Raw genomic sequence first — 20,652 nt, 5'->3', positions numbered from 1 at the left:
AGCGTGCAACTGGCTGCGAGCTATTCGGGCTTGAAGCCGGACGCCTTGATCACCGGCCCCCACAACTCGGAATCCGATTTCTGAATCTGCACAAATTCCTGGGCCGGTGTCCCCGTCGGCTGGACGCCGAGCGGTGTCAGCCGCTTGCTGAATTCATCACTGCGCACGGCTTCGACCACGGCCTGGTTCAATTGCGCGACCACCTCGGCAGGCGTCCTGGCCGGGGCATAGATCCCGTACCAACCCTCGCCGTGAATGCCATAGCCGCTTTCTGTGAACGTCGGCACGTCGGGCAGCACCGGCGACCGCGCCCGCCCCGACGTTGCCAGGACGCGGACACGCCCGGCTTTGTGGGCTTCGACGAGATCCTGTGTCGAGGTGAAGAACATCGGCAGGTGACCGCCAATGAGATCGGTGATGGCCTGCGGGTTGCCCTTGTAGGTGACGTGACGAAGCTCCAGGCCGGCATGGCGGGCGAACAGCACCGCGAAGAAGTGCGGCAACGATCCCGCGGCCGGCGTGCCGTAGGCCGCCTGATCGGCATGGGCCTTCAGCCAGTCGACCAGTTCCTTGAGGTTTTTGGCGGGCACATTGGCGCCGACAGCCATGGCAAGATCGTAGGTGCCGACCTGCGATATCGGCTGGAAGTCGCGCGCAGGATCGTAAGCGAGGTTGTCATAGACGTGCGGAAACAGCGCCATGGGCGCGATCGGCGTGAACAGCAAGACGCTGCCATCGGAGGGAGCGTCCTTGACCGCCTGCACGCCCAGGCGTCCCGCCGCGCCGGGCTTGTTCTCGATGATGACAGTTCGATTGAGCCGCGCGCGCATGGACTCGGCAATCATCCGTGCTGCGGTGTCGCCGACGCCGCCGGCCGGATACGGCAAGACAATCCGGATCGTGGCTTCGCTGCTCTGTGCGGCGGCGGGGCCGCCCATGAGGAGGCCGAGGGAAGCCGCCAACATTATTCGTATCTTGCGCATCGGATGCCCCGTCGATGGAGATGCTTGTATTGTCTTGACCGGGCGACCGTGTACCCCAATGATCCATAAAGGAAGTCTCGTTCTCCTTATAACGCGATAAAATTCATTGATTGGAGCTTGCCGTGGTCTGGAATGTCGACCGACGCATCAAGCTGCGTGACCTGCATGTATTTCAGGCCGCGGCCGAGACCGGCAGCATGGCCAAGGCGGCCGCGCGTCTTTCGATCACGCAGCCGGCCGTCTCCTATGCGATCTCCGAGTTGGAGCACGCCGTGGGCGCGCCGCTGCTCGACCGTTCGTCGCTGGGCGTGACGCCGACGGTCTACGGACGCGCGCTGCTCGAGCGCAGCGCCATCGTGTTCAATGAATTGCGGCATGGCATAAGCGAGATTGCCTCGCTCGCCGACCCGGAAGTCGGCGAGCTGCGGATCGGCACCACGCCGCCGATGGCGGCGGTCGCGTCATCCGTGTTCAACCGCCTGGTGCCGCGCTATCCGCGCATGAGGTTCGAACTGACCGTCGGCCCGACCGACGTGCTGCTGCGGCAGTTGCGTCAGCGCGACGTCGAAATTGTCATCAGCCGGCTGGCATCGATGGCCGGCAATGACGATCTCGCCGTCGAGACGCTGTTTCACGACGAGTTAGTCGTGCTCTGCAGCAAGCGCAGCAAATGGGCCAAGCGCCGCAACGTCGCCCTGGCCGACCTCGTCCACGAGCCGTGGGTGCTTCCACCGCCGACGGGCTTTCTCACGGGAGTCATGCGCGGTGCCTTTGAGGATCAAGGCCTGGAATTTCCCCGCGCGACGGTGACCACGGCGTGCACCTATTCGCTGAGCGTGCTGGTCGGCAACGGCAATTTCCTCGGCATCCATCCCCGCGCGATGCTGACCGCACCGAACGAACACCCACAATTGACCGCCGTCGATGTGCGACTGCCGACCACGCGCGGGGCGATCGGCCTGATCGCACTGAAGGATCGGTCGCTCAGTCCGGTGGCAAAACTGTTCGCGCAGTCGGTCGCGCCCGTCGTCGAGGACATCAAGCCGAAGCGGATAGCGCGCGCGAAGCGGAGATAGTGCATCCGAACGACTGGGAACGCTCGGGCCGGCTTTGGGATTGTCGTATTCCAGCAAAGGAGATGCCGATGCCAACCCAGCCGACCATCGCGCGCATCTGGCGCGGCCGGACGCGGCCCGAGATCGCGGATAGCTATGAAGCCTATATCAAAGCCGAAGGAATCCCGCCGCTGGAGAGAACTGCGCTTGGCGTGCAGTTGTTTCGTGAGGATCGCGAACACGAGAGCTGGTTTACGACCATCTCCTATTGGCCCGACTTCGAGTCGATGACCGCCTTCACCAAGGGCACGCCGACGAAGGTGCACCATCTCGACCGCGATCCCGAGTTCTTGATCGAACTTCCCGAGTTCATCCAGATCCACCGCATCCTGGTCGACCGGCAGGGCCTGCGCTGAATCCGACGCGGCCCGATGGATTCCGGGTTCGCGCCAGGAGGCGCGCCCCGGAATGACGAAGAGAGCTTAGACGATCTTCTGCTGCTTCAACGCTTCCACCTTCGCCTCGTCGTAGCCGATCGTTGCCAGCACGTCCTTGGTATCCGCACCCAATAGCGGCGGCGCGCGATACTCCTTCACCGGCGTGCCGCAGAAGGTGATGGCATTGCGGATCAGGGAAAGATCTGGCTCGAACGGATGGTTGACCTTCACCTGCATGCCGCGGGAGCGGACATGCGGATCGGAAAACACCTGCGAGAAATCGTTGATCGGCCCCGAGGGGACGCCGGCCTTCTCCAGCTCTTCCAGCCAATAGGCGACGGGCTTCTTCAAAAACAGCCCGGCGAAGATCGCCATGATCTCCTTGCCGTGCACGACGCGGTCGTTGTTCTTGACGAAGCGCGGATCGGTCGCAAGCTCCGGCGCGCCGAGCACGGCGCAGGTGCGCTGGAACTGGCCGTCATTGCCGACCACCAGCATCAACTCGCCATCGGTGCAGCGGAATACGCCGGCCGGCATGCCGCCATTGCCCCAGGTGCCGCGCCGCGGCGGAGTCTGGCCGTTGACGAGAAAGATCTGCGCGTAATGCGACAGCGCTGCGATCACGGTGTCGAACAGGCAGACGTCGACATGCTGCCCCTCCCCGCCATTGGCCTTGCGGTGATAGAGCGCCGCCAGAATGCCGATCGATGAATTCATGCCGGTCATGTAGTCGACGATCGAGGGTCCGACCTTCATCGGGCCGGCGCCGGGCTCACCGTCGATATGGCCGGTGACGCTCATCAGGCCGCCCATCGCCTGCAGGATCGCGTCGTAACCGGCGCGCGGCGCATAGGGTCCGGTCTGGCCGAAGCCGGTCACCGAGCAATAGATGATGCCGGGGTTGATCGCCTTGATCGATTCGTAATCGAGCCTGTAGCGCTTGAGATCGCCGACCTTGTAGTTCTCCATCATCACGTCGCAGCTCTTGGCGAGTTCGCGGACGATGTCCTGCCCTTCCGCCGTCGCGATGTTGACGGTAACGGATTTCTTGTTGCGGTTGGCGCAGAGGTAGAACGAGTTGTTGTTGTTGTTCTTGCCCTCGGGGTCTTTCAGGTAAGGCGGGCCGAAGGCGCGGGCGTCGTCGCCGCCGCCGGGGCGTTCGATCTTGATCACCTCGGCGCCGAGATCGGCGAGCATCTGCGCCGACAGCGGGCCCGCCAGCACCCGCGTCAGGTCGAGAATTTTGATGCCCGAAAGTGGCAGAGCCGACATGAACTTCCTCCGAAGATTTTTGGCGTGGTGGCGCTGGAACAGGTCCGGCGCTTTAATGCTTGCCGATACACCATTTTGTGACGCTGAGCCCTGCATTACCGGCATGACGCCATCCGTTCGCCGCCCGCCGATGCGCAACGCAGCCGGAGCGACGGCCCAGGCTGGAGTTCTCGAAGGGAGCGTACGGCATGCCAGACGGGCAACGGCGGGGCCTTGCCAAAAATAGAACGGCCCGCCGAGGCGGGCCGTTCCAATCGTCAAACCTTGGTTTCCGCAATTACCTGTTCGCGCCGGCCTTGGCGCGGCTGGCGCGCCACTCCAGGAATTCGCGGTACAGAGGGTCGCGCTCCTGCGGGGAAAACGCGGTGGCGGCTGGCGCGGGAGCCGGCACGGCGCCCGACGCTGCCGATACGGCGGCGCCCGGAGGCATATTGCGGTCGAGCCATTCCTGCGCCGCCTTGAAGCGGGTCCAGCCGGACACGGTCGCCCGCGGCGCCATTTCTCTCCACTTCGGATGGAACGGCGGACGCTGCAACTGCGCGACCTTGTCGAACATCGTATCCACCAGCAGCGCCAGTCGGCGGTAGCGGTCGCTGTTCGGCGCCCAGTTATACGACGCCAGCACCGCTTCGGCCGCGATCGTCTCGACGTAGCCGCCGTCCGGCACGAGGCCCGGGTAGTCCGCCGAGGAAAGCTTGGACGGCAGATACTCCTCCTGCAACGTCTTGGCATAGTCGACCGGGACCAGATGCAGGTTGCGATCGTTGACCTGGTTCAGCCATTGCAACGGCTTGCCTTCGATCGCAACGATCGCGTCGACCTCGCCCTTGCGCAGCATGTCCACCGCCAGTCGCGGCTCCTGGTAGATCAGATGCGGCCTGATCCCGAGCCGCTCGAACACGTTGATCGCCGTCACGAAGGTCGAGCTGTCGGGCAGATCGACCACCACGGTCTTGCCGTCGAGCTCCCGCATGCTTTTGATCGTCCTCGGCGCGAGGACGTGCATCTCCTCGTTGAACATCTTGGCCACATAGACGAACTGGTTGCGGATGTCCTTGGCGAAGTCCTTGCGGTCGAGATAGGCCAGCGTGTCCTTGCGCACGATGCCGGCGTCGACGCCCCGCAGCAGCAGAATGTCCGCCACCGCCTGCACCGATCCGCGGCCCATGACCGGCAGGATCCGCAGCGCCGTGCCGTTGTCCAGCACGGAGGCGAGATCGGCGCCCACCTGAGCATAGGTGGAGCCGAACGAACCCGTCATCAGGCTCACGGTATTGGCGTTGAGCTGATTGGCCAGTTCGCGCTTGGTGGCGGTGCCGTACTTGAAGATCGTCTTGAAGGATTCGGAGACGGCGCCCGGATCGATGCCGCTTCGCACCGGGCCGAAGTGCTGCCAGTTGCCGTTGGTGAAACGCATCATCCGCATCTGCTCGATCGGCGCATGATCAGACGGGCTGGTGTTGATCAGGATGCCCTGCACCATCATGGGGAGCTGGACACCCTTGATCGCGCGGGCCTGCTTCATGATGTTTTCGCGCGAGAGATCGTCGCCGCAGTTTTTCAGCACCTCGACCAGGGTCCTGCTGACCAGATAGCCAAGCACGGCCTGACCGTTGGTCTTACTCACGCTCGGGACATAGCGCTGCATGAAGGCGCTCCACTCGCGGAACGCCACCTCACCGGCCGCCGCCGCGTCTTCACCCTCCAGCCTGTATGCCGCCGAGAGCAGGCCTTCCGCATTTTGCGGGCCCGCCGGCTGCATCACGGCCGAGTACGAATTGGCGATCGAGGCGACGAAATGTGCCGGCTTCCAGCCGAGCTCGGCGCTTCGCCGGATCGCCATGATGGCGAATTTCGGCGTGGTGAATTCAATGAAGACGTCGGCATTGGACGCCTTCAGCTTGGCCATCTGCGCATCGATATTGGTGTCGGTGACCTTGTAGGGAGCCTCGGCCACGATCGCGACCTTGCCACCCAGGCCGTCCTTCAGGCCCTTCAGGTATTCCTTGCCCATGCCATCCTCCTGATAAAGGACGGCGATCCGGCTGCGGGGATGGTTCTCCAGGATATACTGCGCAAAGATTTGCGCTTCAGCCGCGTAGGTCGGCAGGAAGCCCATGGTCCACGGAAATTCGCGCGGCTGGTCCCAGGCCGCGGCGCCCGACAAGGCAAAAAGCTGCGGGACTTTCTTTGAGTTCAGGTAGGGCTGGATCGCCGCGTTCGTGTTCGTACCGATGGTCGCCAAGGTGAAGAGAACCTCATCCTCCTCGACGAGCTTGCGGGTCAGCGCCATGACCTTGTTGGGGTCGTAGGCGTCGTCGTAGGTGATCATATTGACCTTGCGGCCATTGATGCCGCCCTCGGCGTTGACCTTGTCCAGATAGGCCGAGATGACCTTGGCGATGACGCCGTAGGCGGAAGCCGGACCAGTATAGGGGGCGGTGTTGCCAATCCGGATTTCGTTGCTGCCCGGAGGCGCCGCGTACACCCGATCGCTCATCATCGAGCCGGCCATCGCGGCCAACACCAGCGCCGCTGCCGCGTTGCGCCGAGGGGCGATGTTGAGCCGGCGCATGGCGTCGCGGGCCCAGGCCCAGGACAATTGCTCCATACGCCAACGAGTGATGCCGATCGTAGCTCCCATTACAGTCCCCCTGTGAGCCCATACTCTGCAAAATAATTTGAACGGGTGATGCGAGCGGGCACCGTTTCAACCCTACTCGCCGACATTGTGTCTCAATCGGATTGATTTTGTGGCGAGTCCAGGCGTTCCGTAAGGCATGGTTACCGAGCGCGTATTTCGCCCCAAGAAATGCACGAAATTGCCGTTAACGCACCGCACGCGCAATCAGGGCGTGTTGGTGTCGCAACCGCAGGTGCCCGGGCCGCATCCACCTCCGGCACGATAGCAGCGACATCTTGACTAAATTTTAAACGATGGAGCGGGTGGCCGCCCGGTCGAACAGGCCGACGCGCTAGATGCCGTTCTCATCGGCCATCGCCGGCCGTGATACGACGTAGGCGGCGCAGGCAAGGAACATGATCGCCACCCCTACGGCAAGCGGCAATGACGGGTCGACGCTGTACCAGAACACGACAAACCCGATCGTCATTCCCACGCAAGCCATGACCTTGGCCGACCGCGGAATGGCCCCGGCAGCGCGCCAATCCCTCAGCGGTTTGCCAAGTGTCGGATGATCCAGCAGCCATGCCTCGAACCGCGGCGACGAGCGCGCAAAACAGCCGGCTGCAACGATCAGGAAAACCACCCCCGGCATCAGCGGCATCACCAGGCCGATCACGCCGAGCGCAACCATCACCCAACCGAGGCTGAAGTAGATGATGCGCATCAGACTTGCCGCCTGCCTGTCTCTTCGAACTAAAGACCGCTCGCTTTCCCGCTGACGCCATGGCTCGGCATCAGCGCGTTCGCGGCAGCAAATGAAATGGAGCGGGTGAAGGGAATCGAACCCTCGTATTCAGCTTGGAAGGCTGCTGCTCTACCATTGAGCTACACCCGCGCGCGGGGCATGACCTAACACGCCGTGGAGGCGGCCTCAACCCGCCCCGCCGTCCCCGTCCGTGTCCTGCGTGGACCCTTTCGACCGGTCCGCGCCCCTTAACAGGGGCTGATTCGCCGCTTATATTGATGTTTCCATCAACAATGAAAGGAGGTGATCCAGTGTCTTATACCAAGCGCTGTCACCTCGCTGGGATCGCCCGCTAGGCTTGTCTTTTGGCCTGGCATCGGGGCGCTCTCAGCCCTGGACCAGCGAGCACAACATCGGGGCGCGACGGGAGTTCTCCCGCCGCGCCTTTTTAGTTGCCGATCAAAAGCCGCAAAGATTGACGAAGCGCGGGCGCGGGCCGCGGCGGTTTTCGACGATGCGCTCGCCACCATTGATGGCCGAACTGCCGTAATAGCGGTGATGGCCGGTGACGTCGTGCCAGTCGCCGGCCTGCGACGATGACGGCGACCCGCAGGACCTGACGGCATCGCAAATGATCGTGGCTGGCTTGCTTCGCATGACCGTCTCCGTGAAGGTGCGCGTTGGCTCGCGTTCTGCTCGTCAGTCGTGGGCCTGCGACGGCACGTTCAAGGGGCAACGGATATATCGTGTTTCCGGACTGTTTCGTGGACCCGCCGTTTGTCGGGATCGGCTGCCGCGAAACGTCCTCGAAAGGCAGCCAATCCCGTCCGCCACAAAGGAGAAAGCGATGCTCTACGCCATGCTGGCCTATCACGTCGAAGCCGAGGTCACATCCTGGACCCCGGAGGAAGACGCGGCCCTGATGAGCGAACTGCTGGCCGTGCACGAGCGGCTCAACGCAAAGAAGGTGCTCGGGCCGGCGGCGCGGCTGGGCAGCACGGCGGAAGCCCGCACCCTGCGCGGACCGGGCGCGGGAATGGTCATCGACGGGCCGTTTGCCGAGACCAAGGAGCAGTTGCTGGGTCTGTACGTGTTGAATTGCGCCAACGAGCAGGAAGCGATCGCGATTGCCCGCGACCTCCGGCGCGCCAATCCGTCCGCCGTCTACGAAATCCGCCCGATCAGGCTTTATCTTCCCGGCGAAGCATTGCCGGAAACCGCGCAAGAAGGCGACAAAGGCTGAGGCTTCGAAGCGACGAGTTTCGTCGCATGGGGCGGATGGCCTCCAAGGGAACAAAAGAGGACGCGTTGACACAACCGACCGGCAGCGTACGCTGGTCCCATCGCGTTTTGCGGGAACTTGCGCCAGCCTGCCACCAGCTATCGCCGGTATGAGTCGGTCGGGACAGAGGCTCATCCATTTTTTGGCAAAGAAGAACGACGATTTTTGGCAAAGAAGAACGACGATCACGTTGCCGCCAATCTCTCGGCGCTTGATCTAGATCAGGCTACGCGCCTCCCATAGGTCTCGAAATCTGGCTGCACTCTTTGTAACGGAGTTCATCCGATGCAAACCAGGGTCCGAACGCTGATCGCTCTTGTCTTGGCACTTGTCTTGGCACTTACGTCATTGAGCGCAATCACCGAGCGGGTGCGCGAACCAGGCGTAACCGACACTGAAATTCGCATCGGAAACGTTATGCCCTATAGCGGGAGTTTGCAGGCCTTCGGAGCGATTGGCAAAGCCGAGGCGGCGTATTTCGAGATGATCAACGAGCGCGGCGGGATCAACGGCCGTAAGGTACGCTTTATCTCATACGATGACAAATCCGATCCGTCGACCGCGCTTGACCTTACGCGCGGTCTTATCGAGAAGGACGACGTCCTCTTGATGTTCGGTTCGTTCGGAACGCCGGGGAATTTTGCCGTTCGCACCTACTTGAACGAAAGGCAAGTTCCTCAACTCTTCGTCGCCTCCGGAGACGATCATCTGAGCGATCCATCGTTGTTTCCGTGGACGATGGGCTGGCAGCCCTCCATTCGGGAAGAGGGGCGCATCTACGCCAACTACATACAAGCGTTCTACCCCGGAAAAAGGATCGTAGCTCTTTGGCAGAACGATCATTTCGGTCGAGAACTGTTCAAGGGGTTGGAAGACGGGCTCGGTGACGTCGCCCGGATGATCAGGGTCGACATCGCCTACGATATTGCAGATGAGCATCTGGACACGCACGTATCGATCCTGAAGCGATCAGGAGCTGAAATTTTTGTATTTGCAGGGGCACCTGCAAATGCAGCGAAAGTCGCCCGCGTAGCGGCGGATCTCAATTGGCATCCGGTGTTCATCTTGAACCATATGGCTTCGTCGATCGCGACGGCGCAGCCCGCCGGTCCGGCAAACGCCTTGGGCGTCATTACAGCCGCCTTCCTGAAGGATGCAAATGATCCGGCCTGGAAGGACGAACAAGGCACTAAGGACTGGCAGGCATTTGTTGAGAAATATAATCGGGCCGGAGGCAAGGATGACAGTGCCGCCGTCTTCGGCTATGCTGCCGCCGAGACATTGGCCCAAGTGCTCAAACAATGCGGCAACGACCTGTCTCGCGAGAACGTCATGAAGCAGGCAGCAGCGCTTCAAGACTATCAAGGCTCAATGTTGCTACCTGGGATTAAAATCAGTACTGGACCTGGGAACTTTCGGCCGATCAAACACCTGCGACTAATTCAATTCGACGGCCGCACGTGGCAGCCGATTGGCGACGTGCTCGAAACGGCCTTCTCCAACGCCCAAAAGTAGGTGGCGCACGTTTGAGCCGGCGGCTGGCAATGAGTTTGCGGATGCCCAGGGCACGGCTTACCGCACCGCAGCGGACCTCAAATCGAAACATTATTTGACTCGCTATCGGGCCACCCCGCCCCACATTGAATGTATCACCGACACAATCAATGCCCGTGGGCGTCGGTGGCTGAGAGTGTTGTGCTCCCGTCTGCAAAGGAAAGAGAGTACGAATGCCTCATTCAAATAATCGTATTCTGTCCCGGGCAAGCCCTGTCGATCTCGAAGACCTAAGGCCGCATCTTCGCATTGTGGAAATGCAACGTGGCAAGGTCGTTGCGGAGAGCCGCGCGCACGTCAATCAGGTGTACTTCCCGCATAGCGGCATACTTTCATGCGTTGTTGAACTGGAAGATGGTTGGGCGATCGAAAGCGGCATGATCGGAAACGATGGTGCATTCGGGGCTGCCCAGGCGATCGATAGCAAGGCGTCGCTGCATAAAGTGGTGGTCCAGGTATCCGGCCTCGCGAGCGTCGTGGATGCGGAGCACCTCAAAGCTGTTGCCCTGTCTTCTCCTGACCTGCTCGCGCTGCTCATCAAGTACGAACAATTCCTCCTCGGACAGGTGCAGCAGACGACTGCCTGCAACGCGGTTCACAGCGTCGAACAGCGGACGTGCAAGTGGTTGGTCAGGATGTGCGATCTGGTGGGCACCGAACTGCCGGTGACGCAGGAATTTTTGGCGCAGATGATGGGTGTGAGGCGAACCAGCGTCACCGGCGTTGCCAGCCAACTGCAAAAAGAGGGGCTGATCTCGTACAGCAGGGGCAAGCTAAGCATCCTGGACCAGGATCTCCTGCAGCGGCGCGCGTGCGAGTGCCACCGAACTGTTCGGGAGCTGTATGCTACGGAGTTCGATGACGGCGAACGCGCCGTGTTTCCGGCCCGTGAGTGCACCTCTCCTTGAATTTTGGGGTGGCGGCATGCTGCCAGTTGGGTTTGGCAGTCAGCCGTAGCTTGCGGCCACGGCCCGCCTACGCCCGTTGGGCTTCGGCGTGGCAGCCTTCTCCCGCTTCGCGATCGAAGGATGGTGGGGAAGGAAGGACTCGAACCTTCGAAGCCATACGGCGGCTGATTTACAGTCAGCTCCCTTTGCCACTCGGGACACTTCCCCGTCCAACAGCGTCACCGAACCGACCGCCCGAGTGGCGGAGGACCGGACCCAAGGATGACGCTGAGGCCGAAAGCCCGTTTCGAAACGGCTGCGGCCGGCGCGTTTATGAGCGAAGCGGGATGCCAAAGTCAACCAAGGCGGACCACCAAAAATAGGTTCGATCAGGCCAAATTGCCATATTCGGGCCCCCGTGACACAAGCTCCCCATGAGCGATCGCGACCGAAAACCGCCGTTCCGCCGTGGCGGCGGCAAACCCTTCGAAAAAGGGCGGAAATTCGCCCGTCCGCCGGGCCGGCGCGACCGGGACTTAAGCCCCGACGGGCCGGTGATTCTCTATGGCTGGCACACGGTCTCGGCTGCACTAGCCAACCCGGAACGACGGATCCGAAAGCTGTTCCTGACCGAAAACGCCGCCCGGCGGCTGGCGGACGAGAAGATCGATACCCGCGTTGCCCCGGAAATCGTCCGGCCGAACGCGATCGACCAGCGGCTCGGCCCCGACGCGGTGCACCAGGGGCTGTTGGCCGAGGCCGATCCCCTGCCCTCGCCCGATATCGATACGCTGCCGCAGGAAGGCATCGTGCTGGTGCTCGACCAGATCACCGATCCGCACAATGTCGGCGCGATCATGCGCTCGGCGGCGGCCTTTGCGGTGAAAGCGATCGTCACCACCGCCCGCCACAGCCCGGAGGCCACCGGCGTGCTGGCAAAATCCGCCTCCGGTGCGCTGGAACTGGTGCCGCTGGTGACGGTGCAAAATCTCGCCCGGGCGCTCACCGAACTGAACGACCGCGACTTCCTGACGGTCGGGCTCGACAGCGAGGGGACCGAGGACCTTGCCGCCGTGCCTTTGCAGCAGCCGCTGGCGCTGGTGCTGGGCGCCGAGGGCAAGGGCCTGCGGCAACTGACCCGCGAGACCTGCCGCGCGGTGGCGCGGCTCGACATGCCCGGCGAGATCAAGAGCCTCAACGTCTCGAACGCCGCGGTGCTCGCGCTCTACATCGGCGCGAGCCGGCTCGGACTGATGAAATGAACAACGCCCGCTCGCGGGAAGCGAACGGGCGTTGAAGGCTTCAGTTATCGATCAGATCAGTAATAGCGGCGCAGCACGGGCCGGCCATGGTAATAGCGCCCCGTGTAACGGTAACCGTTCCGGTGATAGTACCGGTGCGCGCGATAGCCGTAGTACGGCCGGTTGTAGCCATAGCCGTAGCCGGAGATCGCGCCTTCGCGATAGACCGGATACGGCGCGAAATTGCCCGGACCGGTATAGGTCGGGCCCTGGTTGACCCAATAATACTGCTGCTCCGGATCGGGCAGACGCTCGCGCCAACCGCAGGGGTTACAGCCCCAGCCCGCATAGCCGTAAGCCACGACCGGCGAGGCATAGACCGGCGCTGCGCAGGGTGCGTAGTAACCGCACGCCATCGCGGGCGCCGCGGTCATGACGGCGACCGCCGCGATCAATCCTTTAAGTATCTGATGCATTACTCTCTCCTGTCCTTAATCTTGCTTGGTCTTCTTAACGTGGAAGGTGGCGCGGCCTGCGTCGGTCATAGTCCGGCGCGTAGATGATTTCGGGTGGGTCGACCGGCACGTTGGATTGCGCCGGCAGCGGCGCCGACTGCGCCGACCAGGACTGATGATAGCTCTCGGCCGGTTGCGGCAAGCGGCGGTTCGCCGGCGGCTCGACTTCCAGGCGCCCGTAACCGGGCACGCGGCCTGCGCTCGGATAATAATGACCGACGCGCGGGACCGGATCGACATAGCGGCCGCCATAGACGGTCGGCTCGACATGGGTGCCCTTGCCGAGGCCCCAGTCACCCTCGACCACCGCATAGGATGCGTCGACGCCGTTAATGATGACGGGTACGCCGGGACGGCCCGGAATCACGATCTCGAAGCCGCCGCCGGCAAAGGCGCTCGACGTCGTCGCGATGAAAAGTGCCAGTGTGACGCCGATGCGCATCGCTTGGGATCCGGTTTTCCTGGAGTCCCAATTTAATCCAGCACGCCATTTGAGGGGTTAAGGCGGCCGGCCAAACTGCCGGTAAGGCTAACGCGCGAGGCTAGATCGCGGCTCAATTGCGAGAAATGGCGCTATCCAATCGTTAACATTGCTGGACCGGGCGCCCGCTAGATTGTTATTTGCTCGGGCGTATCGCACCATCCCGCCCTCTCCCCAATGCCAGCCGAAATGCCTGAGATGACAGCCAAAACGCCTGCAAAGAACGTGCTCTGGATCATGTGCGACCAGCTTCGCTACGATTATCTCGGCTGCACCGGCCACCCTGTGCTGAAGACGCCGAACATCGACGCGATGGCCAAGCGCGGCGTGTTGTTCTCCAACGCCTATGTGCAGTCGCCGATCTGCGGGCCGTCGCGGATGTCGTTCTATACCGGCCGCTACATGCGCTCGCATGGCTCGCACTGGAACGGCTGGCCGCTGCGCGTCGGCGAACCCACGCTCGGCGATCACTTGAAGAAGATCGGCGTGCGCAACGTACTGGTCGGCAAGACGCACATGGCGCCGGACCTCGAAGGGCTGAGGAGCCTCGGCATCCCCGCCGACTCGATCATCGGCGTGCATGTATCCGAATGCGGGTTCGAGCCTTATGAGCGCGACGATGGCCTGCATCCCACGGGGCGGCCGCGTCCGGCCTACGACGATTATTTGCGCAAGCACGGCTATGAGGCGCCCAATCCGTGGGAACATTGGGCCAATTCCGGCGCGGCCGAGGACGGCAGCCTGCAGAACGGCTGGCTTCTGGTTCACGCCGACAAGGCCGCGCGGGTGCCCGACGAGCATTCCGAGACGCCCTACATGACGCGGCGCGCGATGGAGTTCATCGCGGAAGCCGAGGACGACGGAAGGCCGTGGTGCCTGCATCTGTCCTACATCAAGCCGCACTGGCCCTATATCGCGCCGGAGCCCTACGCCAGCATGTACGGGCCGCAGGACGTGCAGTCGGTGATCCGTTCGCAGGAAGAACGCGCCAACGCGCATCCGGTGTTCGCCGCCTATATGGACATGCGCTATTCGCGCAACATGTCGCGCAACGAGGCGCGCGAGAAGGTCATCCCGACCTATATGGGCCTGATCAAGCAGATCGATGACCAGATGGGCGTCTTGATGCGCTTCCTCGAAGCGCGCGGCCTGCTCGACACCACCATGATCGTGTTCACGTCGGACCATGGCGACTATCTCGGCGATCACTGGATGGGCGAGAAGGACCTGTTTCACGAACAATCCGCCAAAATCCCGCTGATCGTGATCGATCCCTCGGCCGCTGCCGATGCCACGCGCGGCACGGTCAGCGATGCGCTGGTCGAGGCGATCGACCTGGCGCCGACCTTCATCGACTATTTCGGCTCAACGCCGCCGGATCATATCCTGGAAGGACGCTCGCTCGTGCCGCTGCTGCGCGGCGCGCCGCCTGCCGATTGGCGCAAGGTGGTGTTCTCCGAATACGACTACGCCATGCAGGATGTTCGCGTGATGCTGAACCAGCCGATCGAGCGCTGCCGCCTGTTCATGGTGTTCGACGGCCGCTGGAAATTCATTCACGCGTCGGGCTTCCGCCCAATGCTCTACGATCTCGAAACCGATCCGCAGGAATTTGTCGACCGCGGCGCCGACCCGGCCTGCGCCGAAATCGTGGCACGGCTGCAAGCGGAGCTGTTCGATTGGGCGCTGCACCCGAAGATGCACATCACCACGCCGAATTCGAAGATCGCCGCCTATGCAGCCCAGCAATTGCAGGTGAAAAACGGCGTGCTGATCGGGATCTGGGACGAGGCCGAGCTCGGTGCCATCAGGGAGAAGATCGGGATCAAGCCTTGAGGAGAAAGCGGTCTATCGACCCAGTCTGGGGCGCGGACTCGTTAGCGTGCCTCCATCTATCGCGAAACTCTCGCGGGGTGCATCCGGCGATCCGACGGAAAGCGCGAGTAAAGTGGGCAGGATCAGCGTAGCCCGATGAGAACGCTACGTCGATGACCTTGTTCTCGGTATCGCGCAGGAGTTTTATCGCATTGTTGAAGCGGACCTGCTCGAGCAAGCTCGAGTATGTAAGTCCCGCAAGCGAAAGTTTCCTCTGCAGACTCCTGACACTCAGTCCAATCATCTCTGCTGCCTGGATTATCGTAGGACCACCTTCATCAAGGTAGGAAGGCAGGCTCAACTTGAGGACGCTGACGACGTCCTTCCCGAACGACCGCGGCTCGTTCTCAGGTGCCTTCGACGAGGCGGCATCGGCAAGATTGGGAAGGCTCAGGAGCTGCAGCGGCACTTCGATCCATGAGGCCCTTTGACCTGACAAGAAGCGGGTGTTCGGCCAATACGGCTGAACTTCAATGCCGGGTGTATAGATTGCTTCAAACGCGATCACCGCAGGAGTCCAGTTCGCTCCAGCGAACTGACGGACGATGTGTATGACGAATATGTTCTGAAGCCATTGGGACATCTCAAGATGTGAAATGCCCTCCGTTCCAAGTAGCTTGCTACAGATTTTCAAGCTCTCGCCGCATGGCTCTAGCCATAGATGGAGATTTGTATCTTCGATCGGTGCCCACTTGCACGCCTGCTGAAGAGCGACCAATAGAGTTGGCGAATGGCGGATTCTGGCGCGCAGAGCATCGCTCAGATGATCGAAAGACAGACGCTGAGACGCTCGAAAAGCAATTTCTGATAATCCTTGCTTTCCCTGGGCAGCCGTCGCGAAACGAACGGCCGGGAGCAACGGCACGTAGTGGTCCGCTTTTTCTTCCAGGCACGTAGGAAGCTGAAATTTTGCCAGAAGCGCGGAAGTTGGTCCGCCTATCTCGGAGTGAATCTCTGCGAAAGGAATGAGGAATTGGCAACGAGTCAAAGGAATGACGGTCATTATTATTTTACCCCAGAACTTTGTCGCGATCGCAAGATAGCAGGCCGCCGATTATCTTTCCTCGTCTTTGTCGTGCGCATGGGTGTAAGACACCCGACCAATTTCCTTCGAAAATTTTGGCAGCGGATGGCCAGACTAGCCCCCGAAACGCCTCTAGCCTCACAGAATCGACTGCTTTTCTGGAGGGAGCACAGGCTTCACGCCTCACCAACCGATGAGAGTTGTCCGTTTGCCTTCACTCCAAGCGGTCCGAGCGGCGATTGTCGCGTCGCTGCGACACGGTGACGCAACCCTCGATAGTACGGCTCGCGCACTTAAGATCAGCGTGCGCACCTTGCAGCGTCATCTCGGTCGAATGGGTACAAGTCACAGCGAAATGCTCGCGCAGGTCCGACTGGACATGGCTTGCCGTTTGCTCGTGAATTCAAGCGAGCGCCTGTCGGATATCGCTAAATTCCTCGGTTATACCAACGCCAGCAGCTTCAGCCGCACTTTCGTGCGTTTGATGAAAGTTCAACCCGTTGTTTACAGACGGCAGCAACTTTCTCGTAAGCATCGGCAGGCGCCATCACATCGTTGAACTATTTCCGAACGATTGGCGCGAAATGGCAAGACGCGCGATCTGAATGGCGCAAAATGTTTAGCGAAGCTGCTTGCTGAAATTAATTTCCGAGGCTCCCAAGGAGCCACTGTTTGTCGACGAAGCGCACACCATGCGCGGGCCCGTTTGGGAAAGCCAGCGGGTCCGCCGAATAAGAAAACTATCCGCTTTCCGAGGAGAATCTCCATGATACTTCGTGCTGTTCTGATCGCAGTTTGCGCCTCCGGATTGGTAGCCTTCCCCCAAGACCTTTTTGCTCAATCCGCATCCGAGCATAAGCCGCACATGCCGCTTGAGAAATCCATAGGCCAGGCAAAGCCGGAAGTCGTCCCTTCCCTCTTCGTCCTCAATTCGCGCGGCGCAAGCTTGAAAGACGGCAGGCTTGTGCTGACCGGCGTTTCGCCGAATGCGATCGTATTTGCCGATCGGCCCGTTCGCGCGGCCGGTCACGATCTCACAGCGCGAATTGTTGAGGATTGGGGCAACGGCAGCGACAATTTTGCGAAGGATCCTCCAAACGCAACAGTTTCCGGGTTCAAGAAGGACGGATCATCGGTGGCCGACGCAGTTGTTGTGCTCAAATCGCCGAAGCTTGAAGGCGACAAGCTGACTTTCGACGTCGATGTGCTCGAAGGAGACCTTGCGGGAGCTGATGGACCGGCATCGATCTTTATCGACATCATTGGTCGACCGTTTACGCCGATGTCCTTTGCCGGCGTCGCCCGCCGGACGGCTTGGCGAGGCGCTTACTACCGCGGCGCTGCCTTCGCGGGCGCGGCCGCCGTTGCTGGCGCCGCGACCGCCTCCCCATACGCACCTCGATGTGGATACTATCCTTATCCACCTTGCTATTGAGCAGCGCAGATCAGCGCCAGGTCAGTGGAAGTGGTTTTCCCTCTGGTCAGCATCAGCCCTCCCCGACAATCGTTTGAATTCGTTTCAATAAGGGCACAATGGAGACAACAATGGAAATAACCCGTCGATCCCTTGCATTTGGTGGAATGGGGCTGCTGGCAGGAGCCGCGGCAACACGATCTGCACTTGCCCAGGATTCTTTTTTTGGAGTGGGTCAGGGCCTGGAGGATTTCTGGCTCGCGAGCGACGCCTACATATTTGGCTATCCGTTGGTGACGATGGAGATGACCCGCCGGATCATCACCAACGTCGCCGAACCCGTTGGCACGCGAGGCCCGATGGGCCACATCATCAAGCTGCGCCAATATCCCGACGCCTCGTTCAGGGATGTCACGGCGCCGAACGCGGACACTCTCTACACGACTTCCTTTTTCGATGTCGGGAAAGAACCGTGGGTCCTCAGCATCCCGGACATGAAGGGGCGCTACTTCTTGATGCCAATGCTGGATGGCTGGACGACGGTGTTCCAGGTCCCAGGCAAGCGCACCACCGGCACCGGCGCACAGACCTACGCAATCACCGGACCCGGTTGGAAAGGCAAACTGCCGGATGGCGTAAAGGAGTATAAATCGGCCACCAACATCGTCTGGCTGCTCGGTCGCATTTACTGCACCGGCACGCCGGAAGATTATGCAGCCGTGCACAAGCTGCAGGACGAGTGCAAGCTCGTTCCGCTCAGCTCCTACGGCAAGCCGTACACCCCGCCTGCGGGTAAAGTCGATCCCTCGATCGACATGAAGACGGCTGTTCGCGAGCAGGTGAACCGCATGGACGCGGTGTCGTATTTCAAGCTGCTGTGTGAGCTCATGAAGACCAATCCGCCATACGCTGCAGACGCGTCCCAGCTTGCCAAATTCGCCCGCTTAGGCATCGTTCCCGGGCAGGATTTTGATGAAAGCAAGCTTAAGGCGGACTTCCTGAAGCGCGTGCCGGAACTGTCGTTCGACAGGATCATGCTCCAGTTCAAGATCAACAAGGCGATCAAGGACGAGAACGGCTTTGCCTTCACGACAAAAACCGGCATCTACGGTACCGACTATCTGATGCGGGCCCTCGTAACCGCCATCGGCCTCGGCGCCAACCGTCCGCAGGATGCGGTCTACCCGACCTCGCAAAAAGATGCAGAGGGCCACAAGTACAATGGTGCACACAAGTATGTCATGCGGTTTCCAAAAGGCCACCTGCCTCCCGTGGAGGGATTTTGGTCGCTCACCATGTACGACAGCGGCTACTTCTTCGTGAACAATCCGCTCAACCGGTACTCGATCAGCGCGCGGCAAGACCTGAAAGAAAATCCAGACGGCTCAACCGACCTCTACATTCAGAAGGACTCCCCGGGCAAAGACAAGGAATCAAACTGGCTTCCCGCGCCTGCGGGAGATTTCATCCTGATGCTGCGCATGTATTGGCCGCAGGAAACGGATCCGTCGATCATCAACGGCACATGGACGGTTCCCGCCGCCAAGAAGGTCGTTTGAGAGCTTGAGTCTCATGCCGGCCTTGGGCGGGGGCCGGCATGAGCCTAGGCGCGTTGGCGCTTGCGCTGTGCCGCCGCGAACAGCACGATCAGGCGGGCACCACGAATCGTTGCGCGACAGGCTCAAAACATAGGGAGGGGTGTGATGTGCCTTGTTGGTCGTCGGACAGAGGGAAGGCCCAATAGACGAAGTATATCAAAACCCGGAATCCGTCTCCCGTTCAGAAGTTCAGTCATCGCCATTGCGATGGCGATGACGTCAATCTCGTCTGCAACAGTCTACGCCGATGAAGGCGGAGTTTCATATTGGCTGCCCGGCCGCTTCGGCAGCCTCGCAGCGACCCCTCAGGTTCCCGGCTGGTCGATGGCAGAAGTCTATTATCACACCAGCGTAAGTGCGTTCGGCAATGCAGCGGCTGCCAGGGAAATCCACGTCGGCAGAATCCCCGCCACGGTGAACGTCGACCTGAACCTTCATCTGAATGCGCACGCCGATCTCGTGCTGCTCAATCCCACCTACACGTTTGCAACGCCGGTGCTCGGCGGACAACTCGCCATTGGCGTAACCGGCCTGTTCGGGCGCTCGAGTGCGAATCTTGACGGAACGCTGACGGCGGCAATCGGCCCGCTGGCGATAACGCGCATGGGCAGTTTTGGCGATTCGATCACCTCGGTTGGCGACCTCTACCCGCAGGCAACGCTCAAATGGAACGCCGGCGTGCACAATTTCATGACCTACGTGACGGGAGATATTCCGACAGGAGCTTACGATTCGAGGCGCCTCGCCAATCTCGGCATCGGTCACGCCGCTATCGACGCCGGCGGCGGCTACACCTACTTCAATCCGCAAGCCGGTCATGAGTTTTCGGCTGTCGCGGGCTTCACCTACAATTTCAAGAATCAGGATACGCAGTACCAGAACGGCATAGACTTCCACCTGGATTGGGGGGCCTCTCAGTTTCTGTCCAAGCAGCTTTTCGTTGGCCTGGTGGGTTATGCGTATCAGCAGATCACGGACGATTTCGGCGCGCATCCCATCCTGGGAGGCTTCCGGTCCCGGGTATTCAGCGTCGGTCCTCAGATCGGCTTTCTGTTTCCCGTGGGCGATATGCAGGGCTATCTGAATCTGAAGGGCTATGGCGAATTTGCCGCAGAGAATCGCCCGGCTGGTTGGAATACGTGGTTGACGTTTTCGATCTCGCCGATGGCGCCCACCAGCACTGTGACGCCAACCCGACGGGTAGCGACGAAATAGCAGGGAAGCGATCGACCTGGACGTCCGGCATTCCGTCTCGGCATCAAGTGAGCGTGAGACGTGAGGCAGTTCACAGTTGAGAATCGCGAGTTGATTTAAGGCCGTCGCAAACCCGGCTTCGGGAGACGAGCCATGCCATTATTCAATAGCCAAATCGATTGGCAGGGAATGGGCACCATAGTGGTGGTCGGGCTTTTCACCCTGTTCGCCCTTACGTTCGTCGTTGTTAGTTACGTGGAATCGTCATCGAATGCCGACGTGGCCGAGCGTATGAGTGCGGCCGAGTCATCGGCATCTGATCCGAACCATTCCAACGAATCTGCAGCTCAGATTCATTCCCTCAAGGACCGAACGAACTGCCCCCTCGGCAAGAAATCGCCACCAACTCAGCTACTGCCCTTGCAGTAAGCTACATTTCAGACCGACTCGATCTCGTGGGCTTACGACG

General features: G+C 60.9%; 20 protein-coding genes and 2 tRNA genes. 12 read left to right on the top strand and 10 right to left on the bottom strand.

Annotated features, from left to right (window positions below; genetic code table 11):
- Nucleotides 1-20 precede the first annotated feature (20 nt).
- Nucleotides 21-965 carry a Bug family tripartite tricarboxylate transporter substrate binding protein gene (locus LMTR13_RS16570; protein ID WP_197521117.1) on the bottom strand — a complete coding sequence of 315 codons (945 nt, stop codon included), beginning with the start codon at nt 963-965 and terminating at the stop codon, nt 21-23.
- Nucleotides 966-1,105: 140 nt separating this feature from the next.
- On the opposite strand from LMTR13_RS16570, the gene LMTR13_RS16565 reads away from it, so the two are divergent.
- Nucleotides 1,106-2,059, top strand: coding sequence for a LysR family transcriptional regulator (locus tag LMTR13_RS16565; RefSeq protein WP_065732745.1), 954 nt, complete (start codon nt 1,106-1,108; stop codon nt 2,057-2,059).
- Between the two features lie 68 nt (nt 2,060-2,127).
- Nucleotides 2,128-2,454, top strand: coding sequence for a hypothetical protein (locus LMTR13_RS16560; RefSeq protein ID WP_065732744.1), 327 nt, complete (start codon nt 2,128-2,130; stop codon nt 2,452-2,454).
- A 66-nt stretch (nt 2,455-2,520) separates the two neighbouring features.
- Here LMTR13_RS16560 and LMTR13_RS16555 read toward each other — a convergent pair whose 3' ends face one another.
- From LMTR13_RS16555 to LMTR13_RS16535, 5 genes are all read right to left on the bottom strand, one after another.
- Nucleotides 2,521-3,747: a CaiB/BaiF CoA transferase family protein gene (locus LMTR13_RS16555; protein WP_065728790.1), complete on the bottom strand. Its 1,227-nt coding sequence runs from the start codon at nt 3,745-3,747 to the stop codon at nt 2,521-2,523.
- A 277-nt stretch (nt 3,748-4,024) separates the two neighbouring features.
- Nucleotides 4,025-6,391 (bottom strand): ABC transporter substrate-binding protein, encoded by a 2,367-nt coding sequence (locus LMTR13_RS16550; protein WP_083219074.1) that lies wholly within the window; start codon nt 6,389-6,391, stop codon nt 4,025-4,027.
- 331 nt (nt 6,392-6,722) lie between these two features.
- The gene (locus LMTR13_RS16545; RefSeq protein WP_065728789.1) at nt 6,723-7,097 is read right to left on the bottom strand and encodes a YbaN family protein; all 375 of its coding nucleotides are present in this window, start codon (nt 7,095-7,097) and stop codon (nt 6,723-6,725) included.
- A gap of 97 nt (nt 7,098-7,194) precedes the next feature.
- Nucleotides 7,195-7,268, bottom strand: a tRNA-Gly gene (locus tag LMTR13_RS16540).
- Nucleotides 7,269-7,577: 309 nt separating this feature from the next.
- Nucleotides 7,578-7,775, bottom strand: a complete 198-nt coding sequence (locus LMTR13_RS16535) for a hypothetical protein (protein WP_065728788.1) — start codon at nt 7,773-7,775, stop codon at nt 7,578-7,580.
- Between the two features lie 190 nt (nt 7,776-7,965).
- Here LMTR13_RS16535 and LMTR13_RS16530 point away from each other — a divergent pair, with 190 nt between their 5' ends.
- The 3 genes from LMTR13_RS16530 to LMTR13_RS16520 all read left to right on the top strand — a co-directional run bounded on the left by LMTR13_RS16530 (nt 7,966) and on the right by LMTR13_RS16520 (nt 10,862).
- Complete coding sequence (locus LMTR13_RS16530) at nt 7,966-8,361, top strand: YciI family protein (protein WP_065728787.1); 396 nt, start codon at nt 7,966-7,968, stop codon at nt 8,359-8,361.
- 324 nt (nt 8,362-8,685) lie between these two features.
- Nucleotides 8,686-9,915: an ABC transporter substrate-binding protein gene (locus tag LMTR13_RS16525; RefSeq protein WP_065728786.1), complete on the top strand. Its 1,230-nt coding sequence runs from the start codon at nt 8,686-8,688 to the stop codon at nt 9,913-9,915.
- 212 nt (nt 9,916-10,127) lie between these two features.
- Entirely contained in the window at nt 10,128-10,862 is a 735-nt protein-coding gene (locus tag LMTR13_RS16520; RefSeq protein WP_065728785.1) for a Crp/Fnr family transcriptional regulator, read from the top strand.
- A 121-nt stretch (nt 10,863-10,983) separates the two neighbouring features.
- On the opposite strand, the gene LMTR13_RS16515 is transcribed toward LMTR13_RS16520, so the two are convergent.
- Nucleotides 10,984-11,069: transfer RNA gene (locus tag LMTR13_RS16515), tRNA-Tyr, on the bottom strand.
- Between the two features lie 206 nt (nt 11,070-11,275).
- On the opposite strand from LMTR13_RS16515, the gene rlmB reads away from it, so the two are divergent.
- Entirely contained in the window at nt 11,276-12,103 is an 828-nt protein-coding gene (rlmB, locus tag LMTR13_RS16510; protein WP_065728784.1) for a 23S rRNA (guanosine(2251)-2'-O)-methyltransferase RlmB, read from the top strand.
- A 56-nt stretch (nt 12,104-12,159) separates the two neighbouring features.
- Here rlmB and LMTR13_RS16505 read toward each other — a convergent pair whose 3' ends face one another.
- Complete coding sequence (locus LMTR13_RS16505) at nt 12,160-12,558, bottom strand: hypothetical protein (protein ID WP_197521116.1); 399 nt, start codon at nt 12,556-12,558, stop codon at nt 12,160-12,162.
- A 34-nt stretch (nt 12,559-12,592) separates the two neighbouring features.
- On the bottom strand, nt 12,593-13,039 hold the full coding sequence (locus LMTR13_RS16500) for a hypothetical protein (RefSeq protein ID WP_065728783.1): 447 nt from the start codon (nt 13,037-13,039) through the stop codon (nt 12,593-12,595).
- Between the two features lie 237 nt (nt 13,040-13,276).
- On the opposite strand from LMTR13_RS16500, the gene LMTR13_RS16495 reads away from it, so the two are divergent.
- On the top strand, nt 13,277-14,914 hold the full coding sequence (locus tag LMTR13_RS16495) for an alkaline phosphatase family protein (RefSeq protein ID WP_065732741.1): 1,638 nt from the start codon (nt 13,277-13,279) through the stop codon (nt 14,912-14,914).
- On the opposite strand, the gene LMTR13_RS16490 is transcribed toward LMTR13_RS16495, so the two are convergent.
- On the bottom strand, nt 14,904-15,956 hold the full coding sequence (locus LMTR13_RS16490; protein WP_065728782.1) for a helix-turn-helix transcriptional regulator: 1,053 nt from the start codon (nt 15,954-15,956) through the stop codon (nt 14,904-14,906). The two genes, LMTR13_RS16495 and LMTR13_RS16490, sit on opposite strands and share 11 nt — an antisense overlap.
- A 214-nt stretch (nt 15,957-16,170) precedes the next feature.
- Between LMTR13_RS16490 and LMTR13_RS43360 the strand changes: the two genes are divergently transcribed.
- From LMTR13_RS43360 to LMTR13_RS16470, 5 genes are all read left to right on the top strand, one after another.
- A complete protein-coding gene (locus LMTR13_RS43360) occupies nt 16,171-16,536 on the top strand; it encodes a helix-turn-helix domain-containing protein (RefSeq protein ID WP_083219073.1) in 366 nt (121 codons plus the stop codon).
- A 207-nt stretch (nt 16,537-16,743) separates the two neighbouring features.
- Complete coding sequence (locus LMTR13_RS16485) at nt 16,744-17,412, top strand: hypothetical protein (RefSeq protein ID WP_418219800.1); 669 nt, start codon at nt 16,744-16,746, stop codon at nt 17,410-17,412.
- A 110-nt stretch (nt 17,413-17,522) separates the two neighbouring features.
- A complete protein-coding gene (locus LMTR13_RS16480; RefSeq protein WP_065728780.1) occupies nt 17,523-18,950 on the top strand; it encodes a DUF1254 domain-containing protein in 1,428 nt (475 codons plus the stop codon).
- A 246-nt stretch (nt 18,951-19,196) separates the two neighbouring features.
- Nucleotides 19,197-20,204 (top strand): SphA family protein, encoded by a 1,008-nt coding sequence (locus LMTR13_RS16475; protein WP_065728779.1) that lies wholly within the window; start codon nt 19,197-19,199, stop codon nt 20,202-20,204.
- A 132-nt stretch (nt 20,205-20,336) separates the two neighbouring features.
- Entirely contained in the window at nt 20,337-20,612 is a 276-nt protein-coding gene (locus tag LMTR13_RS16470) for a hypothetical protein (protein WP_065728778.1), read from the top strand.
- The last annotated feature ends 40 nt before the right edge of the window (nt 20,613-20,652 follow it).

Origin of the sequence: Bradyrhizobium icense, assembly GCF_001693385.1 — a bacterium.
GTDB classification, from domain to species: Bacteria; Pseudomonadota; Alphaproteobacteria; order Rhizobiales; family Xanthobacteraceae; genus Bradyrhizobium; species Bradyrhizobium icense.
The sequence above is the reverse complement of the archived record's forward strand: the minus strand, read 5'-3'. Positions and strand labels throughout refer to the sequence as shown.

What these genes read in the sequence shown, in the direction of transcription:
- LMTR13_RS16570 (WP_197521117.1), bottom strand. Translation starts at nt 965, where the DNA reads ATGTTGGCGGCTTCCCTCGGCCTCCTCATGGGCGGCCCCGCCGCCGCA.
- LMTR13_RS16560 (WP_065732744.1), top strand. Translation starts at nt 2,128, where the DNA reads ATGCCAACCCAGCCGACCATCGCGCGCATCTGGCGCGGCCGGACGCGG.
- LMTR13_RS16555 (WP_065728790.1), bottom strand. Translation starts at nt 3,747, where the DNA reads ATGTCGGCTCTGCCACTTTCGGGCATCAAAATTCTCGACCTGACGCGG.
- LMTR13_RS16550 (WP_083219074.1), bottom strand. Translation starts at nt 6,391, where the DNA reads ATGGGAGCTACGATCGGCATCACTCGTTGGCGTATGGAGCAATTGTCC.
- LMTR13_RS16545 (WP_065728789.1), bottom strand. Translation starts at nt 7,097, where the DNA reads ATGCGCATCATCTACTTCAGCCTCGGTTGGGTGATGGTTGCGCTCGGC.
- LMTR13_RS16535 (WP_065728788.1), bottom strand. Translation starts at nt 7,775, where the DNA reads ATGCGAAGCAAGCCAGCCACGATCATTTGCGATGCCGTCAGGTCCTGC.
- LMTR13_RS16530 (WP_065728787.1), top strand. Translation starts at nt 7,966, where the DNA reads ATGCTCTACGCCATGCTGGCCTATCACGTCGAAGCCGAGGTCACATCC.
- LMTR13_RS16525 (WP_065728786.1), top strand. Translation starts at nt 8,686, where the DNA reads ATGCAAACCAGGGTCCGAACGCTGATCGCTCTTGTCTTGGCACTTGTC.
- LMTR13_RS16520 (WP_065728785.1), top strand. Translation starts at nt 10,128, where the DNA reads ATGCCTCATTCAAATAATCGTATTCTGTCCCGGGCAAGCCCTGTCGAT.
- rlmB (WP_065728784.1), top strand. Translation starts at nt 11,276, where the DNA reads ATGAGCGATCGCGACCGAAAACCGCCGTTCCGCCGTGGCGGCGGCAAA.
- LMTR13_RS16505 (WP_197521116.1), bottom strand. Translation starts at nt 12,558, where the DNA reads ATGCATCAGATACTTAAAGGATTGATCGCGGCGGTCGCCGTCATGACC.
- LMTR13_RS16500 (WP_065728783.1), bottom strand. Translation starts at nt 13,039, where the DNA reads ATGCGCATCGGCGTCACACTGGCACTTTTCATCGCGACGACGTCGAGC.
- LMTR13_RS16495 (WP_065732741.1), top strand. Translation starts at nt 13,277, where the DNA reads ATGACAGCCAAAACGCCTGCAAAGAACGTGCTCTGGATCATGTGCGAC.
- LMTR13_RS16490 (WP_065728782.1), bottom strand. Translation starts at nt 15,956, where the DNA reads ATGACCGTCATTCCTTTGACTCGTTGCCAATTCCTCATTCCTTTCGCA.
- LMTR13_RS43360 (WP_083219073.1), top strand. Translation starts at nt 16,171, where the DNA reads ATGAGAGTTGTCCGTTTGCCTTCACTCCAAGCGGTCCGAGCGGCGATT.
- LMTR13_RS16485 (WP_418219800.1), top strand. Translation starts at nt 16,744, where the DNA reads ATGATACTTCGTGCTGTTCTGATCGCAGTTTGCGCCTCCGGATTGGTA.
- LMTR13_RS16480 (WP_065728780.1), top strand. Translation starts at nt 17,523, where the DNA reads ATGGAAATAACCCGTCGATCCCTTGCATTTGGTGGAATGGGGCTGCTG.
- LMTR13_RS16475 (WP_065728779.1), top strand. Translation starts at nt 19,197, where the DNA reads ATGGCGATGACGTCAATCTCGTCTGCAACAGTCTACGCCGATGAAGGC.
- LMTR13_RS16470 (WP_065728778.1), top strand. Translation starts at nt 20,337, where the DNA reads ATGCCATTATTCAATAGCCAAATCGATTGGCAGGGAATGGGCACCATA.